General features: G+C 71.6%; 19 protein-coding genes and 1 rRNA gene. 16 read left to right on the top strand and 4 right to left on the bottom strand.

The window, feature by feature from the left end:
* Nucleotides 1–41: 41 nt before the first annotated feature.
* From CNX65_RS07670 to CNX65_RS07645, 6 genes are all read left to right on the top strand, one after another.
* Complete coding sequence (locus CNX65_RS07670; RefSeq protein ID WP_218182096.1) at nucleotides 42–974, top strand: hypothetical protein; 933 nt, start codon at nucleotides 42–44, stop codon at nucleotides 972–974.
* Nucleotides 971–1,420: an ABA4-like family protein gene (locus CNX65_RS07665; RefSeq protein WP_096492139.1), complete on the top strand. Its 450-nt coding sequence runs from the start codon at nucleotides 971–973 to the stop codon at nucleotides 1,418–1,420. The genes CNX65_RS07670 and CNX65_RS07665 overlap by 4 nt, the downstream gene beginning before the upstream one ends.
* A gap of 86 nt (nucleotides 1,421–1,506) precedes the next feature.
* Nucleotides 1,507–2,727, top strand: coding sequence for a thiolase family protein (locus CNX65_RS07660; protein WP_096492138.1), 1,221 nt, complete (start codon nucleotides 1,507–1,509; stop codon nucleotides 2,725–2,727).
* On the top strand, nucleotides 2,724–4,835 hold the full coding sequence (locus tag CNX65_RS07655; RefSeq protein WP_177154624.1) for a 3-hydroxyacyl-CoA dehydrogenase NAD-binding domain-containing protein: 2,112 nt from the start codon (nucleotides 2,724–2,726) through the stop codon (nucleotides 4,833–4,835). Before CNX65_RS07660 ends, CNX65_RS07655 begins: the two co-directional genes overlap by 4 nt.
* A 139-nt stretch (nucleotides 4,836–4,974) precedes the next feature.
* Complete coding sequence (locus CNX65_RS07650; protein ID WP_096492137.1) at nucleotides 4,975–5,877, top strand: NAD-dependent epimerase/dehydratase family protein; 903 nt, start codon at nucleotides 4,975–4,977, stop codon at nucleotides 5,875–5,877.
* A gap of 63 nt (nucleotides 5,878–5,940) precedes the next feature.
* Entirely contained in the window at nucleotides 5,941–6,423 is a 483-nt protein-coding gene (locus CNX65_RS07645) for a hypothetical protein (RefSeq protein ID WP_232519738.1), read from the top strand.
* Between the two features lie 18 nt (nucleotides 6,424–6,441).
* On the opposite strand, the gene CNX65_RS07640 is transcribed toward CNX65_RS07645, so the two are convergent.
* Nucleotides 6,442–6,846 (bottom strand): type II toxin-antitoxin system VapC family toxin, encoded by a 405-nt coding sequence (locus tag CNX65_RS07640; RefSeq protein WP_309142042.1) that lies wholly within the window; start codon nucleotides 6,844–6,846, stop codon nucleotides 6,442–6,444.
* Nucleotides 6,843–7,127, bottom strand: coding sequence for a type II toxin-antitoxin system Phd/YefM family antitoxin (locus tag CNX65_RS07635; protein WP_096492135.1), 285 nt, complete (start codon nucleotides 7,125–7,127; stop codon nucleotides 6,843–6,845). The genes CNX65_RS07640 and CNX65_RS07635 overlap by 4 nt, the downstream gene beginning before the upstream one ends.
* 48 nt (nucleotides 7,128–7,175) lie before the next feature.
* On the opposite strand from CNX65_RS07635, the gene CNX65_RS07630 reads away from it, so the two are divergent.
* Nucleotides 7,176–7,940: a DUF72 domain-containing protein gene (locus CNX65_RS07630; protein ID WP_096492134.1), complete on the top strand. Its 765-nt coding sequence runs from the start codon at nucleotides 7,176–7,178 to the stop codon at nucleotides 7,938–7,940.
* A 16-nt stretch (nucleotides 7,941–7,956) separates the two neighbouring features.
* On the opposite strand, the gene CNX65_RS07625 is transcribed toward CNX65_RS07630, so the two are convergent.
* Nucleotides 7,957–8,643, bottom strand: a complete 687-nt coding sequence (locus CNX65_RS07625; RefSeq protein ID WP_096492133.1) for a MarR family transcriptional regulator — start codon at nucleotides 8,641–8,643, stop codon at nucleotides 7,957–7,959.
* 51 nt (nucleotides 8,644–8,694) lie between these two features.
* Here CNX65_RS07625 and CNX65_RS07620 point away from each other — a divergent pair, with 51 nt between their 5' ends.
* From CNX65_RS07620 to CNX65_RS35180, 9 genes are all read left to right on the top strand, one after another.
* On the top strand, nucleotides 8,695–9,087 hold the full coding sequence (locus tag CNX65_RS07620; RefSeq protein WP_232519737.1) for an HNH endonuclease: 393 nt from the start codon (nucleotides 8,695–8,697) through the stop codon (nucleotides 9,085–9,087).
* Between the two features lie 55 nt (nucleotides 9,088–9,142).
* Complete coding sequence (locus CNX65_RS07615; protein WP_096492131.1) at nucleotides 9,143–9,484, top strand: peptidase inhibitor family I36 protein; 342 nt, start codon at nucleotides 9,143–9,145, stop codon at nucleotides 9,482–9,484.
* 200 nt (nucleotides 9,485–9,684) lie between these two features.
* Nucleotides 9,685–10,041, top strand: a complete 357-nt coding sequence (locus tag CNX65_RS07610) for a hypothetical protein (protein ID WP_096492130.1) — start codon at nucleotides 9,685–9,687, stop codon at nucleotides 10,039–10,041.
* Nucleotide 10,042: 1 nt separating this feature from the next.
* A complete protein-coding gene (locus CNX65_RS07605; protein WP_096492129.1) occupies nucleotides 10,043–10,729 on the top strand; it encodes a DUF3558 domain-containing protein in 687 nt (228 codons plus the stop codon).
* Complete coding sequence (locus CNX65_RS07600; protein WP_096492128.1) at nucleotides 10,726–11,976, top strand: PPE domain-containing protein; 1,251 nt, start codon at nucleotides 10,726–10,728, stop codon at nucleotides 11,974–11,976. Before CNX65_RS07605 ends, CNX65_RS07600 begins: the two co-directional genes overlap by 4 nt.
* Nucleotides 11,973–12,737, top strand: a complete 765-nt coding sequence (locus CNX65_RS07595) for an ESX secretion-associated protein EspG (RefSeq protein WP_096492127.1) — start codon at nucleotides 11,973–11,975, stop codon at nucleotides 12,735–12,737. Before CNX65_RS07600 ends, CNX65_RS07595 begins: the two co-directional genes overlap by 4 nt.
* A 23-nt stretch (nucleotides 12,738–12,760) precedes the next feature.
* On the top strand, nucleotides 12,761–13,132 hold the full coding sequence (locus CNX65_RS07590) for a nucleotide pyrophosphohydrolase (protein WP_096492126.1): 372 nt from the start codon (nucleotides 12,761–12,763) through the stop codon (nucleotides 13,130–13,132).
* Between the two features lie 43 nt (nucleotides 13,133–13,175).
* Nucleotides 13,176–13,769 (top strand): LURP-one-related/scramblase family protein, encoded by a 594-nt coding sequence (locus CNX65_RS07585; RefSeq protein WP_096492125.1) that lies wholly within the window; start codon nucleotides 13,176–13,178, stop codon nucleotides 13,767–13,769.
* A gap of 202 nt (nucleotides 13,770–13,971) precedes the next feature.
* On the top strand, nucleotides 13,972–14,109 hold the full coding sequence (locus CNX65_RS35180; protein ID WP_157767536.1) for a hypothetical protein: 138 nt from the start codon (nucleotides 13,972–13,974) through the stop codon (nucleotides 14,107–14,109).
* A 57-nt stretch (nucleotides 14,110–14,166) separates the two neighbouring features.
* Here CNX65_RS35180 and rrf read toward each other — a convergent pair.
* A 5S ribosomal RNA gene (gene rrf, locus CNX65_RS07580) occupies nucleotides 14,167–14,283 on the bottom strand.
* Between the last annotated feature and the right edge of the window lie 58 nt (nucleotides 14,284–14,341).

Raw genomic sequence — 14,341 nt, 5'->3', positions numbered from 1 at the left:
TACCGTGGCTATCCGATAGTAGAGAGTGTCACTATCCATACATGGAGCGAACCGTGATCCGCACCCTGCGGGCGAACCCGGCCCTGGCCGTCTTCGCCCTGCTCAACACCGCCTTCGTGCCGGTCGCGCTGGTCGGCCTGCTGGTCGACGACCGCATCGTGGCCGACAGCCCCCTCTGGTTCAAACCGCTCAAGTTCGCCCTCTCCCTCGCCCTGTACAGCGTGAGCCTGGCCTGGGCGCTCTCCCTGACCACCCGCCTGCGCCGGTTCACCCGGTGGGCCGGGACGCTCGCGGCGGCGGGCGGCACGGTCGAGATGGCGATCATCGTCGGCCAGGCCGCCAGGGGCAGGCGGAGCCACTTCAACACCGCCACCGAGCTCGACTCCACCCTCTACGCGGTCATGGGCGCCACGATCACCGCGGTCTGGGTGGTGCACGCGCTGGTCGTGCTCGCGCTGCTGTTCAGCCGCTTCGAGGACCGCACGACGGCGGTCGCGCTCCGGTTCGGCATGGGCGTGGCGCTGGCGGGCATGGCGGTCGGCTTCCTGATGACCTCGCCCGCCGAGGGCCAGGACCCGGCGCTCGGCCTGGTCGGCGCGCACACCGTGGGCGCCCCGGACGGTGGCCCGCACCTGCCGCTGACCGGCTGGAGCACCACCGGCGGCGACCTGCGGGTGTCGCACTTCATCGGGATGCACGCCCTGCAGGCGCTGCCGCTGGCGATGGCGCTGCTCCCCCGGCTGGCGTCCCCGCGCCTGGCCCGCGACCTGGGCCTGGCCTGGGCCGGCCTGACCGCGCTGACCCTGTGGCAGGCGCTGCGCGGCCAGCCGCCGCTGCGCCCGGACGCGCTCACCCTGGCGGGCCTGGCGGCGCTGCTCGCCTGGACCGGGTGGGCGCTGTGGCGCGCCGACCGGGAACGGGCGCGCCGCGCCGCGGTGGAACCGGCTCGGGACGCGGCGGCGGTGGCCGCGTGAGCGAGGCGCTGTTCGACCTGGCGTTCCCGCTGGTCGCGCCGTTCTGGGCGCTGATGGTCCTGGCGCCCGGCTGGCGCTGGACGGAGCGGGTCGCGGCCTCCCCGCTGATCGCGCTGCCCGCGCTGGCGGTCTACGGCGCCGCGGTCGCCGGGCACCTGCCGCGGTTGTGGGCGACGATGGGCAACCCGGACCTCGGGGCGCTCCGGGAGCTCATGGGTTCGCCGTGGGGCGCGTCCGCGATCTGGGCGCAGGTCCTGGCCTGGGACCTGCTGATCGGGGCGTGGGTGTACCGGGAGGGCCGTCGTGTGGGAGCGCACCCGCTGCTGATGGGGCCGCTGCTGGTGCTCACGGTCGTGCTGTCGCCGCTCGGGTTCGCGCTGTTCTTGGTCGTGCGGGCGGCCTGTGACGCACGCGACAGGTCACCCTCGGTGGTTACCGACCGGTAACGAAGGCTAGAGTTGCTGTTACCGATCGGTAGGAGTCGCGCTCTCCGGTCGCGCCAGTTGAATCACGACGATGTGGAGGAGACGCCGTGGCCGCACCAGCAGCGCAGGCGCGCGTTCGCAACGTGGTCTTCGTCGACGGCGTGCGCACGCCGTTCGGCAAGGCCGGCCCGAAGGGGATCTTCGCGGAGACCCGCGCCGACGACCTGGTGGTCAAGGTCATCAGGGAGCTGCTGCGCCGCCACCCCGAGCTCCCCCCGGAGCGCGTCGACGAGGTCGCCATCGCGGCCACCACCCAGATCGGCGACCAGGGCCTGACCATCGGCCGGACCGCCGCCCTGCTGGCGGGCCTGCCCAAGTCGGTGCCCGGCTACTCGATCGACCGGATGTGCGCGGGCGCGATGACGGCCGTGACCACCGCGGCCAGCGGCATCGCGTTCGGCGCGTACGACGTGGCGATCGCGGGTGGCGTCGAGCACATGGGCCGCCACCCGATGGGCGAGGGCGTCGACCCGAACCCGAGGTTCCTGTCGGACAAGATCGTCGACCCGTCGGCCCTGATCATGGGTTCGACGGCGGAGAACCTGCACGACCGCTACCCGGCCATCACCAAGGAGCGGGCCGACGCCTACGCGGCGGCCTCGCAGGCCAAGTACGCGGACGCGCTCAAGAACGGGAAGATCGACCCGGACCTGGTCCCGGTCGCCACCCGCTCCGCCGAGCACGGCTGGGGCCTGGCCACCGCCGACGAGCCGCCCCGCCCCGGCACCAGCGTGGCGGACCTGGCGAAGCTCAAGACCCCGTTCCGCCCGCACGGCCGGGTGACGGCGGGCAACGCGGCCGGGCTGAACGACGGCGCCACCGGCTGCATCCTCGCCGGTGAGGACACCGCCGAGGAGCTGGGCCTGCCGGTCGGGATGCGCCTGGTCGGCTACTCGTTCCTGGGCGTGGAGCCCGAGGTCATGGGCGTGGGCCCGGTGCCCGCGACCGAGAAGGCCCTGCGGCGCGCCGGTCTGACGATCGACGACATCGGCCTGTTCGAGATCAACGAGGCGTTCGCGGTGCAGGTCCTGGCGTTCCTGGACCACTTCGGCATCGCCGACGACGACCCCCGCGTCAACCAGTGGGGCGGCGCGATCGCGGTCGGCCACCCGCTGGCGTCCTCGGGCGTGCGGCTGATGACCCAGCTGTCCCGCCAGTTCGCCGAGCGCCCCGACGTGCGCTACGGCATCACCACCATGTGCATCGGCATCGGCATGGGCGGCACCGTGATCTGGGAGAACCCCCGCTGGAACGGAGAGGCCAAGTGACCGCGCTGACCCCCGACGAGGCCAAGGCGCTGTTCCCGGACGAGGTCGTCACCGGCGCGCGCACCCGCCTGGTGTCCGTCCCCGGCCTGGACGGCCAGGTCGCCGTGATCACCATCGACAACGGCCACGACCACACCCGCCCGTCGACCTTCGGGCCTCAGGGCCTGGTCAGCCTGGGCCTGGCGTTCGACGAGGCCGCGGCGGCGAACCCGGTGGCCATCGCGGTCACCGGCAAGCCGTTCGTGTTCGCCGTCGGCGCCGACCTGAGCGCCGTGGAGAAGGCCGGGTCGCGCGAGACGGGCCTGACCATCGGCGCGCTCGGCCACGAGGTGTTCCGCAAGTTCACCGACTCCACCGTCCCCACCTTCGCGTTCGTCAACGGCGCGGCGATGGGCGGCGGCCTGGAGCTGGCGCTGTCCTGCCACTACCGGACGGTCGCCTCGAACGCGGCGGCGATCGCGCTGCCCGAGGTGTTCCTCGGCCTGTTCCCCGGCTGGGGCGGCACGCAGCTGCTGCCGAACCTGATCGGCCCGGACGCGGCCGTGACGGTGATCTTCGAGAACGCGCTGAACCAGAACCGGATGCTGAACCCGGCGAAGGCGACCCAGCTCGGGATCTTCGACACCGTGCTCGACTCGGCCGACTACCTGGAGCAGTCGCTGCTCTGGCTGGGGCAGGTCGTGCGCGGCGAGGTGTCGCCGGAGCGCAAGGAGATCGACCGGGGCGCGGGCTGGGACGCCGCGCTCGCCCGCGCCAAGGGCATCGTGCACGGCCGCACCAAGGGCGCCGCGCCCGGCGCGCTCAAGGCGCTGGAGCTGCTGGAGCTGGCCCGCGAGAACGACCTCGACCGGGGCTACGCGGCCGAGACCGAGGCGCTGGCCGACCTGGTCATGAGCGACGAGCTGCGGGCGGGCCTGTACTCGTTCAACCTCGTGCAGAAGCGCGCCAAGCGGCCCGCCGGCGCTCCGGACAAGTCGCTGGCCCGCAAGGTCACCAAGGTCGGCATCGTCGGCGCGGGCCTGATGGCCTCGCAGATGGCGCTGCTGTTCGCCCGGCGCCTCGAGGTGCCGGTCGTGCTGACCGACGTCGACCAGGCGCACGTGGACAAGGGCGTGGGCTACGTGCACGCCGAGGTCGACAAGCTGCTGGGCAAGGGCCGGGTGTCGCAGGACAAGGCGAACCGGCTCAAGGCGCTGGTGTCCGGTTCGCTGGACAAGGCGGCGTTCGCCGACGCGGACTTCGTGATCGAGGCCGTGTTCGAGGACCTGGACGTCAAGAAGAAGGTCTTCGCCGAGGTCGAGGAGCACGTCTCCGCCGAGGCGGTGCTGGCCACCAACACCTCGTCGCTGTCGATCACCGACATGGCGTCCGGGCTCCAGCACCCCGAGCGCGTGGTCGGCTTCCACTTCTTCAACCCGGTCGCGGTCATGCCGCTGCTGGAGATCGTGCGGGCCGAGCGCACCGACGACGCGACCCTCGCGACGGCGTTCGCGGTGGGCAAGCAGCTGAAGAAGTCGTCGGTGCTGGTCAAGGACGCGCCCGCGTTCGTGGTCAACCGGCTGCTGACCCGGTTCATGGGCGAGGTGGTGCGCTCGATCGACGAGGGCACCCCGTTCGAGGTGGCCGACCGGGCGACCGAGTCGCTGGGCCTGCCGATGTCCCCGCTGGTGCTGCTGCAGCTGGTCGGGCCGCCGGTGGCGCTGCACGTGGCCGAGACCATGCACGGGGCGTTCCCCGAGCGGTTCGCGGTCAGCGAGAACATGAGGGCGTTCGTCGCGGCGGGCAAGGCGGCCGTGTGGCAGTGGGACGCGACCGGCAAGCAGACCGTGGACCCCGAGGTCCAGGCGCTGTGGAAGGGCGGCGACGCCCCGCAGACCGGTGACGAGGTCGCCGCGCGGGCGCTGGAGGCGCTGGCCGAGGAGATCCGCACCATGCTCGACGAGGGCGTGGTCGCGGAGGCGCAGGACATCGACCTGTGCATGATCCTGGGCGCGGGCTGGCCGTTCTGGCTGGGCGGCGTGACGCCGTACCTGGACCGGACGGGCATCTCGGAGAAGGTGACCGGCAAGCGGTTCCTGGCTCCGGGCATCGCCTCCGTACCGGCCTGACCTGCGGCAAGACCCCGGAGCGCCCGGCTCCCCCTCGTGGGGGGCCGGGCGCTCCGGCATGTCGGGGGCAAGTTTAGTTAGAGCTTGTCATTTTTGTGATAGCCTCTAACTAACTGGTCCATCGGAAGGGAGCACCGACATGCACGTCGTCCTGGGCGTCGGCCCCGCGGGCACCACCCTCGCCACCGAACTCACCGCGCGCGGCCACGAGGTCCGCACCGTCACCCGCGAGGAGGCCGACCTGCGCGACCCCGAGGCCGCCACGCGCGCCATCGCCGGGGCCGAGGTCGTCTACCACTGCGTGAACGTCGCCTACCACCTGCAGGTCGAGACCATGCCGGTGCTCCAGGAGGCGATCCTGACCGGCGTCGAGCGGGCGGGCGCGCGCCTGGTCGTGCTCGACACGCTCTACCCGTACGGGCCCACCGGCGGCGCGGTGATGACCGAGGACACCCCGTGGAACGCCACCGGGCCCAAGGGCCGGATGCGCGCCGAGCTGGACCGGGCCTACCTGGAGGCGCACGAGGCGGGCCGGGCCGGGGTCGTGCTGGGCCGCTCCGCCGACTTCTACGGGCCGCGCGTGCTCAACTCCACGCTCGGCGGGGCCGTGTTCCCCGGCGCGCTGACCGGCGAGACCGTGCTGGGCCTGGGCGACGTCGACCTGCCGCACAGCTACACCTACATCGGCGACGTGGCGCGCGGCCTGGCGCTGCTGGGCGAGACCCCCGACGCGGACGGCCGGGTGTGGCACCTGCCCACCGCGCCCGCCCGCACCACCCGGCAGGTCTTCGACCTCATCGCCGAGCGGGTCGGCCGCCCGCTGGACGTGCGGGTGCTGGCCGAGCTGGCGCCGTGGGGGCCGTTCGACGAGGTGTTCGTCGGGGAGTACCGCGAGGTCTTCTACCAGAACCAGGAGCCGCAGGTCGTGGACAGCTCGGCGTTCCAGGAGCGGTTCGGGGTGGCCCCGGTGGACCTCGAGGAGGGGGTCGACGCCACGCTCGCCTGGTACCGCAGCGCGTTCGCCGCTACTGCGGGCGAGTAACGCGGGGGCGGCACAGGGGTGAGCCGTCCGGCGGAAGGGCCCCGGTGCCCGACCTTGGTGGGCATGAGCGCGATGCGGCACGCGGAGCAGGCGGGCGTCCGGCTGCGACGCCGGAGCAGGTGCAGACCGGCAAGGCCGGGACCGGTGCGGGTGGAGGAGCTGGCGGCGTTCCTGCGCGCGGACCGGGCCTGGCGCGAGGACGTGCACCGCAGGCTCGTGGCGCGGCTGGACCAGCACCTGGTCCGGGCCGCGCGCGGGGCCGGGTGCGGGCCGATCGCGCTGGTGGCCGAGGAGCTGGCCGGGCAGGCGAGCGTGGACCTCGGGCCGGGGGTGCACTACCGGCTGGCGAAGGCGGTGCACGCGCTGGTGCCGCTGGTGGGGGCGGCGCGGCTGCGGCAGAGCGCGCGGGTGCTGCGGGTGCTGGGGGCGTACCTGTGCGGGGAGGACCTGGCGGCGTGCCCGTGCGCGGAGGCGCTGGCGCGCGACCCGTGGCAGCGGGAGGTGGCGCGGGTGGCGCCGGGGGTGCTGGACGCGGCGGGGTTGTGAGACCGGGCCCTCGGCCGGTCAGCCCGCCGGGTGCACGCCGATGACGTCGACCACCCGCTCCAGCCCGGCGAAGTCCTCAGTGTTGGAGGTCAGCAGCGGCACCCCGGCGGCCGAGGCCACCGCGGCGATCTGCAGGTCCATCCGCCGGGGCCCGGGGTCGCGCCCGATCCGGCGGACCAGCGCGGCGAGCGTGCCGTAGACCTTGGCCGAGGCGAGGTCGAACGGCAGCACGTCGAACCGGTCGAGCGCCGCGTAGTACCGCTCGGTGCGGGCGTGCCGCTCCACCGGGTCGTCGACGTCGAGCCCGTACGCCAGCTCGGCGACGGTGACCGCGCTGATCAGCGGCTGCGCGGCGGCGAGGTCCCCGAAGTCGATCCGCTCCAGCGCGATGACCACGCAGGTGTCCAGCAGGACGCGCCTCACCGGCGCCACGGGTCGCCCAGGGGGTCGTCGGGGCCGAAGACGGCGTCGGCGGCGGCGCGGTCGGCCTCCCAGCGGGCGAGGTCGACCGCGGGCAGCGCCCGGAACGCGCCCTGCAGCTCGGCCAGCGTCGCCCTGGGCCGGGGTTCGGCGGCGTGCGGCACGAGGTCGGCGACCGGCCTGCCGTTGCGCGTGACCACGAAGCTCTCCCCCGCCTCGACCCGCCGCATGATCTCGGCGTTGTCGTTGCGGAGCTCGCGCTGCCCGATGCTGGCGACACCCATGTCACGAGGGTAGGCGATGTGCTACAGAAGTGCTACGGTCTTCGCCCCGTGGGCAGCGCAGCGATCAGGGTCGGCACCTCGGGCTGGACGTACCCGGAGTGGCGGGGCGACTTCTACCCCGCCCGGTTGGCCCAGCGGCGCGAGCTGGAGCACCTGGCGGGCCGGTTGGCGACGGTGGAGGTGAACGGCTCGTTCTACGGCGACCGCTCCCCGCGCGACTACCGGTCGTGGGCGGACCGCACGCCGGAGGGGTTCGTGCTCGCGGTGAAGGGCCCGAGGTCGGTGACCCACGTGCGCGCGCTGCGCGACGTCGAGGGCGCCCTGGACGCGTTCTGCGCCTCGGGCCCCGAGGAACTGGGCCCCAAGCTGGGCCCGGTCCTGTGGCAGCTGCCGCCCGCGCTCCCGTTCGACGCCCGCCTGGCCGACTTCCTCGCGCTGCTCCCGGCGGGCAGGCACGCGCTGGAGCCGAGGCACCCGAGCTTCGCCGACCCGGCGTGCCGCGCGCTCCTGGAGCAGCACAACGTGGCCCTGGTGCTGGCCGACACCGCGGGCGAGTTCCCGGTGTTCGACCACCGCACCGCCGACTTCCACTACGTGCGCCTGCACGGTGAGCGGCAGCTCTACCGGGGTTCCTACCCGGAGGAGTCCCTGAAGCGGTGGGCGGACCGCGTGTCCACGTTCGAGGGCGACACGTACGTGTACTTCGACAACACCATGGAGGGCGCAGCTCCCCACAACGCGGAGTCCCTGGCCACCTTGCTGAACACCACCCCGCCCTGGGCCGAGGGGCCTGCCGAACCCACCCTCTTCTGACCGCTCCCCCGTGGGCCTACCGCTGGACGGGGAGCTGATCCCCCCAGCGGGCCTCGACCGCGCCGTCGTCCCCCACCAGGAACACGGTGAGCCCCATCCGGGGGAACACGGAGGCGACCGACTCCAGGTTGCGCCGGTGGGTGAGCCGGTCGGGCAGCGCGAGCGCCACCACGTCGTCCGGGTGCGCCTGCCGGAGCTGGAGCCCTTTGAGCAGGGCAGCCGCGAACTCGGACCGCGCCTGGACGGCGGGCAGCGTCCGCCTCACCTCACCGGCGCGCGCCGGGTCGGCGTACCGGCTGCTGGGGAACCCCTCCACCTCGACGTGCAAGGTCCGCGCCCCGCGCTCGACCACCACGTCGGTCCCCTGCTCCCGGCTGCGCGCGTCGGCCACCCGCACGACCCTCCACCCGTCGGCGAGCAGCCAGTCCACGAGCCGCTGCCGCACCGCGCGCTCGCTGACGTCCGCCACCTCGTGCACCTCGGAGGGGGCGGGCAACCCCCGCACGACCCGCAGGCTGTCGGGCAGGTGGTTGCGAACGGGCAGGCCTGCGTCGTCCCGGACGATCACCCCGGCGGCGGCGAGCCTGCGGCACACCGCGTTGACCTGCTGGTGGACCACCCCGAGGGCGCGGGCGATCTCGGCGTCGGTCATCGCCTCCCCGGAGGCCCTCAGCAGCGCGACGACCCGTTCCTCGAACCTCATCACCCGATGATCCCGTCGGCGGGGGCGCCCGGACACCGCCACGATGACCCAGTGCCCCCACACCAACCGGACCGGTCCACCCGCCTGGAGCAGGCGCTGAGCCGGGACGGCGCCGACTGCACGTGGTGCAGGCGCGAGTTCGACCGGAACACCAGGCCAACGACGGACCACCTGGTCCCGAAGGTCAAGGGCGGCCCGTCCTGGCTGGAGAACGAGCTGGCCGCCTGCCCGAGGTGCAACCGGGCGAGGGGCCACACCTCCCCGGTCGACTGGCTGGCCGAGTGCGAGCGCAGGGGCTGGTCCCCGGACCGCCCGAGGGTGACCGCCCTGCTGCGGTCCCTGGAGGCGGCGATAGCGACGCACGGCGGTCAACGCCGCGCCAGGCACTACCTGTCGGCCCAACTCCGCAGACTCGACCGGGGGACAGACAACTCGCGAAACTAGCTGGATGGGGTGACGCGCCGAGCCGAAGCAGAGCGAACCTCAGAAAATCCCCGCCATGAGATCAACGATCATCGCCTCCTCCCTGCTCATCACCGCTCCGCTCCTGGTGGCGGCCGACGCCCCGAGGTGCGACCGAGGCGAGTTCTGCGCGTGGTCCACCACCAACTACAGCGGCACGGCGCGCAGGCTGGACCTGGAAACCGCCAACCCGGACGAGTGCGTCCCCCTGCCGGACAACCTGGCGGCCCGCTCCTTCGCCAACCGCCTGAACCGCCTGGTCTCGGTGTACCAGGGCGCGGACTGCTCAACGGAAGCCGATTTCACCACCTATCCGGGCGGCGGCACCTGGGTCCCGGACGCTCCGTTCGTGATCAGGGCGGTGCAGGTCTGGAACTAATACCCGGTCGAGTCGAATTAGTTCACTCTAAAGAAGTGTTAACGTTACGCAACGAAGGAAACCGTTGCGCTAACGCAACGAGACACGGTGGCGTTCCGTAAAATTCCCGCCCACCGATGTGGTCCAAATCGCCGAAGTACGGAGTGCGTCGGCCGACGGCATGTCACTCTAGCCCTCCATCAACCCTGGAGGGGAGATCCATGCTGTTCATCACAGGAGTGGAGGGCGCATCAGCGCCCTCCACGTTAACGATGTGCATATTCCCTGACCGGGTAGTGGACCTGAAGAAGCAGTACGAAAGAGTTCGGAACAAGATTTCCGACCTGCTCACGCAGCACGAATCCCGCCTGATCAAAAGCCCGCTCGCTTCCGACCAGGTGTCACAGGAGGCTGCGGCAGACTTCCTGAAGAACGCACTGAAGTCCTTCGAAGTGCTTCAGGAGTTTCGCGACAAGATGAACGAGAACATCGAACTCCTCGAGCAGGCGATCGCAGATTACGACCTGGTCGAGGAGCAGAACAGCGACGCGTTCCGCCCACCAGAAGGAACCTCCTGAGATGTACGAAACGACGCTGCACGCACGCAAATCATCACTGCCCACCGCTTCAGCGCAAAAGGCAGTCATTTTCACCACTGCGACGATCGGCGTGATCGCAGCCATCGCCGTGGCGGTGTCGGCGTTCTCGGCTGAGAGCACCACGTCGGGCACGGCGAGAGCCGCTTCACAACCGCAGGGCGCTCAAGTCCCGCCGCCGGCTTCGTCGTCACAAGCCAGTCCTCAGAGGCCGGTCAGGCAGGAGGGGCAGTGGTTGGACATCACCAAGGTGAAGCCCTGCGGCCTGCTCTCCCCCGAGGAGCTCACCGAGATCGGTATCGGACGCGACGGGCGTGAGATCGAACTGTCCGCCTTCGAAGCCACCGGGTGCACGTGGTCGGAAACCGACGGGATCGACACGGTGGTTCCCGTCACCAGCGAGGGAATAGAGGGCTGGTTCGAGGGCGATCGCACCGGGAAGCTCACCGAGACGATCGAGATCGACGGGCTCCCCGCCATCACGGTCCAGGTCGACGGGTATCCGAACCGCTGCGACGTCATGGTCGACACGAGCGCCGGACAGTACCTCAACGCCTCCCACTCCCGCAGCACCAAGAACTTCGACGCGAACCAGACACCTTGCGAACGCGCGATCCAACTCGCGCAAGGAGCGGTGCAGACATTGCGAACAGTCCAGGGGGGTCGATGACGAACGAGAAGCACAACTTCGCTGCGATGTCGCACAAAACGCTCTACGAACTGCTGAACGACCGGAAGCACGGAGTCTCCGAGGCGGTCACCGAGGGGTGGAAAGAGTTCGACCGCGTGCTCGGCGAGGCCACATCCGAACTCGACTCCGCCATCAGGGATTCCGGGGCGGTGTGGATCGGCGCGGCGGGCGAGGAGTTCAGGTCCTCCCACGTGCCGCTCGTGCAGTGGGCGCAAGAGGCACGAGAGGCGGGGGCCGCCACCCGAAGATCGTTCGAGGAGCACGTTTCCTGCTACAACGCCGCACGGCACACCATGCCCGAACCGGTCCAGGTGACCTCCACGGCGAACGACGACATCTGCGGAATCCCCGGCAAGTTGATCCACCTCATCGGGGGTCAGACCGACCAGGACGTCCAGGAGCGGCTCGCGAACGAGGCCAAACGGGTTGCCGTGCGGGTCATGCAGAGCTACGGCGCAGGCACGGCCAACGCACTGGACGCGGTTGGCGACTTCGTCCCACCGCCCGCCATCACCACCAGGGTCGACGAGAGCCCCGCCGCCCCGCCGCCTCGTGTTCTGACCGCCAGCACTCCTCCGCCTCCATTACCCAGCCACCCACTCCCGTTCCAGTCATCACCGCAGCCCGAGCACCACAGCGCGCCAGCCCTCACCTCACCTCAGGGCTCCACGGAAAGCGCTTCAGCAACCCCCAGCGCGCCCCAGCGGGCATCCGCGCCGCCGATCACCACAACCCCCTCGGCAACACCCCAGCAGCCCGCTCAGAGCTTCACCGTCCTCCCCCGCATCGGCAGCACCTCCTCTGCGGGCACAACGCTCACCGCCGCAGCCAGCCCCACGAGCATCACCAGCCGTCTGAACCCCGGTCTCGGCATCAGCGGCACAGGCAGAGGATCCCGCGCCCTCTCCGGCTCTCTCCCCCTCGGCGGCCACACCGCCCCCGGAGGCCCAAACGGGGCAGGCGGAGCCGGTGGCGCGCAAGGCGTAAGCCGCCCGGTAGTCACCACCGGCGCACCGCCTCCCGCCTCACCGCAGCAGGCCACCCGCCTCCCCACCTCCGCCACCCCGCCCCCGTCCGGGATGGCCGCCCTCCCCCCGAACGGCAGGGCGGGTGAGCACGACCAGCACCACAAGTCCGCCTCCTACCTCGAGGAACTCCGCGACGTCTGGGGCGCCGACAGCATCCCCAAGGTCAGCCCCCCGGTGATCGGAGACGACCGCCAGTGAGATTCGTCCTCTCCAAGGTGGAGCTGGAGCTCTGCTGGGAGCGCCTCGGCCTCGGCGAGCTCCCCACCATCCTGTCCTTCCCCTCCCACGGCGCCACGCACGACGAGCGCCGCGCCCTCCACGTCGAGGCCTGGCGTGCCCTGGAGCGCCGGGACCTCGCGGGTGGCAGCGAGCTCAGCCCCTCCGTCGCGGGCAGGCTCCAGCTGCTCGCCGCGCCCGAGCGCGAGGTCGACGCCCGCCTGCGGCTCGACGGCGGCCCCCGCGTGCGGGCGCTCGCGGCCACCCGGCGCGGGCACGGGCTGCTCGCCGTCCTGACCTCCGACCGGATCACCGTCACCGACGTCGCCCACCACTGCCTCGCCGACGCGGTCGTCGCCCTGCTCCCCCCGCACCCGGCCCCGCGCGCCCGCTCGATCTCGCTGCTCGCCACCGAGCTGGACGCCGCGGTCGAGCGGTCCAACGACTCGCCCGCCCGCCTGGAGCGCCTGCTGCACGAGGCCGGGTTGGGGCACCAGGACGCCCGGCAGGTCCGCGAGGTGCTCGGGGACGTGCAGCGGACCGGCCAGTTCGGCGCCTCCAGCCGCACCGGCCGCACCGGCCGCCGCCGCGGGCCGTACGCGATCAACTTCTACGACACCGCCCGCGGTCGCTGGCAGTTCACCCGGAAGCCCTCGCCCGACGGGCGGCAGTGGGCCACGCTCGCGCCCGCGGACCACCCGCGCTTGGTCAGCGCGGTCGCGGAGCTGCTCGCCGCCACCTGAGCCCGCTGTGGTACCCCACTCGCATGAGCGAGAGCGAGACCAAGGCCGGGCGCCCCGGTGACAAGTCCCTGGCCGACCTGAAGCAGGCCCTGCGCGACTTCGCCGCCGCCCGCGACTGGGACACCTACCACACGCCGAAGAACCTGGTCATGGCCCTGTCCGGCGAGGTGGGGGAGCTGACCGACCTGTTCCAGTGGCTCACGCCCGAGCAGGCCGCCGCCGCGATGCAGGACCCCGAGTTGGCCTGGAACGTGCGTGACGAGCTGGCCGATGTGGTCCACTACCTGGTGCGGCTGGCCGACAAGCTCGACGTCGACCTGGTCGACGCGGCCTTCGCGAAGATCGAGCGCAACGAGCGCCGCTTCCCCACCGGTGACCTTCGCCCGGTCGAGTGACCGTGCGGGCGCCACATCCGCCACTGCGAGTGATGAGGACCCGATGCACCCCCAGCCCCCGGCCCTGCTGCACATGCACCAGAAGATCACCATGATGGTGAACCGGTACGAGATCTTCGCCGACGACGGCCAGGGCCAGCCGGGCCGGTTGATCGCGTTCGTCGAGCAGAAGCGCCTGGCGTTCAAGGAGCGCGTGACGATCTACACCGACAGCACCAAGCAGTCGGTGCTGGCGGAGTTCAAGGCGCGCAAGGTCATCGACCTGGGCAGCGCCTACGACGTGGTGGTCGCGGGCGGTCAGTCGATCGGGCTGTTCCGCAAGGACTTCCGCAAGTCGCTGGTGAACTCCACCTGGCACTTCGAGCAGCACGGCGCGGCCCCCGCGGTCGGCAAGGAGCGCAGCCAGGGGCTCGCCGTGCTCCGCAGGGTGTGGGGCTTCATCCCGTTCATCAACAACCTGCCGTTCTTCATGCGCTACCACTTCGACTTCACCAGGGAGAACGGCGCGCCGGTCTTCAGCGTGGACAAGAAGACCTGGCTGCGCGACCACTACCTGATCACCATCAACGACCCGGCCGCCGACCACCGCATGGTGATCGCCCAGGCGGTCGCCGTGGACGCGCTGCAGAGCCGCTGACGGCGGACGTGCGGCCGGGCCCGTTCACGCGCTCGGCCGCACCCCCTCCCCCAGGCGCCACCCCGACAACGACCTCGCGCCGCTGACCAGGCGAAGCGCCGCAGCGAGCGGGTGACCCGCAGGTTCCCGGCACGGTCGTTGCCTACCGTGGGACGTGGTGCGGCGCGGGCGGGGAGGCCCCGCACGACGAGGGGAGAAGCGCGTGATCAGGTGGCAGCAGCGCAGCAGACCGAGGTACCGGGGCGGGCGTCCGCCGGTCGACGAGCTGGTGTGGGCGCCCGTGCTGTTCGCGGGCATCGTGGCCGCGTCGCTCGTGCTCCTCGTCCTGACCTACGTCTAGAACGCAGAAAAGCCCTGTGGGGCGCACGGAAAACCGTGCGCCCCACAGGGAAAAAATGTTCGGCGGCGTCCTACTCTCCCACACCCTCACGAGTGCAGTACCATCGGCGCTGGAAGGCTTAACTACCGGGTTCGGAATGGGACCGGGTGTTCCCCAACCGCAATGACCACCGAAACACTATGAAGATAACCAACCACACAGCACCACCCATCGCGCCCAACCCCCACCAGGG

Source organism: Actinosynnema pretiosum (genome assembly GCF_002354875.1).
Lineage (GTDB): Bacteria > Actinomycetota > Actinomycetes > Mycobacteriales > Pseudonocardiaceae > Actinosynnema > Actinosynnema auranticum.
The sequence above is the reverse complement of the archived record's forward strand: the minus strand, read 5'-3'. Positions and strand labels throughout refer to the sequence as shown.

Coding starts and splice junctions, on each gene's coding strand:
- CNX65_RS07585 (WP_096492125.1), top strand. CDS start 13,176: ATGCACCCCCAGCCCCCGGCCCTGCTGCACATGCACCAGAAGATCACC.
- CNX65_RS07615 (WP_096492131.1), top strand. CDS start 9,143: ATGAGATCAACGATCATCGCCTCCTCCCTGCTCATCACCGCTCCGCTC.
- CNX65_RS07650 (WP_096492137.1), top strand. CDS start 4,975: ATGCACGTCGTCCTGGGCGTCGGCCCCGCGGGCACCACCCTCGCCACC.
- CNX65_RS07605 (WP_096492129.1), top strand. CDS start 10,043: ATGTACGAAACGACGCTGCACGCACGCAAATCATCACTGCCCACCGCT.
- CNX65_RS07635 (WP_096492135.1), bottom strand. CDS start 7,127: ATGGGTGTCGCCAGCATCGGGCAGCGCGAGCTCCGCAACGACAACGCC.
- CNX65_RS07600 (WP_096492128.1), top strand. CDS start 10,726: ATGACGAACGAGAAGCACAACTTCGCTGCGATGTCGCACAAAACGCTC.
- CNX65_RS07645 (WP_232519738.1), top strand. CDS start 5,941: ATGAGCGCGATGCGGCACGCGGAGCAGGCGGGCGTCCGGCTGCGACGC.
- CNX65_RS07610 (WP_096492130.1), top strand. CDS start 9,685: ATGCTGTTCATCACAGGAGTGGAGGGCGCATCAGCGCCCTCCACGTTA.
- CNX65_RS07670 (WP_218182096.1), top strand. CDS start 42: ATGGAGCGAACCGTGATCCGCACCCTGCGGGCGAACCCGGCCCTGGCC.
- CNX65_RS07625 (WP_096492133.1), bottom strand. CDS start 8,643: ATGAGGTTCGAGGAACGGGTCGTCGCGCTGCTGAGGGCCTCCGGGGAG.
- CNX65_RS07590 (WP_096492126.1), top strand. CDS start 12,761: ATGAGCGAGAGCGAGACCAAGGCCGGGCGCCCCGGTGACAAGTCCCTG.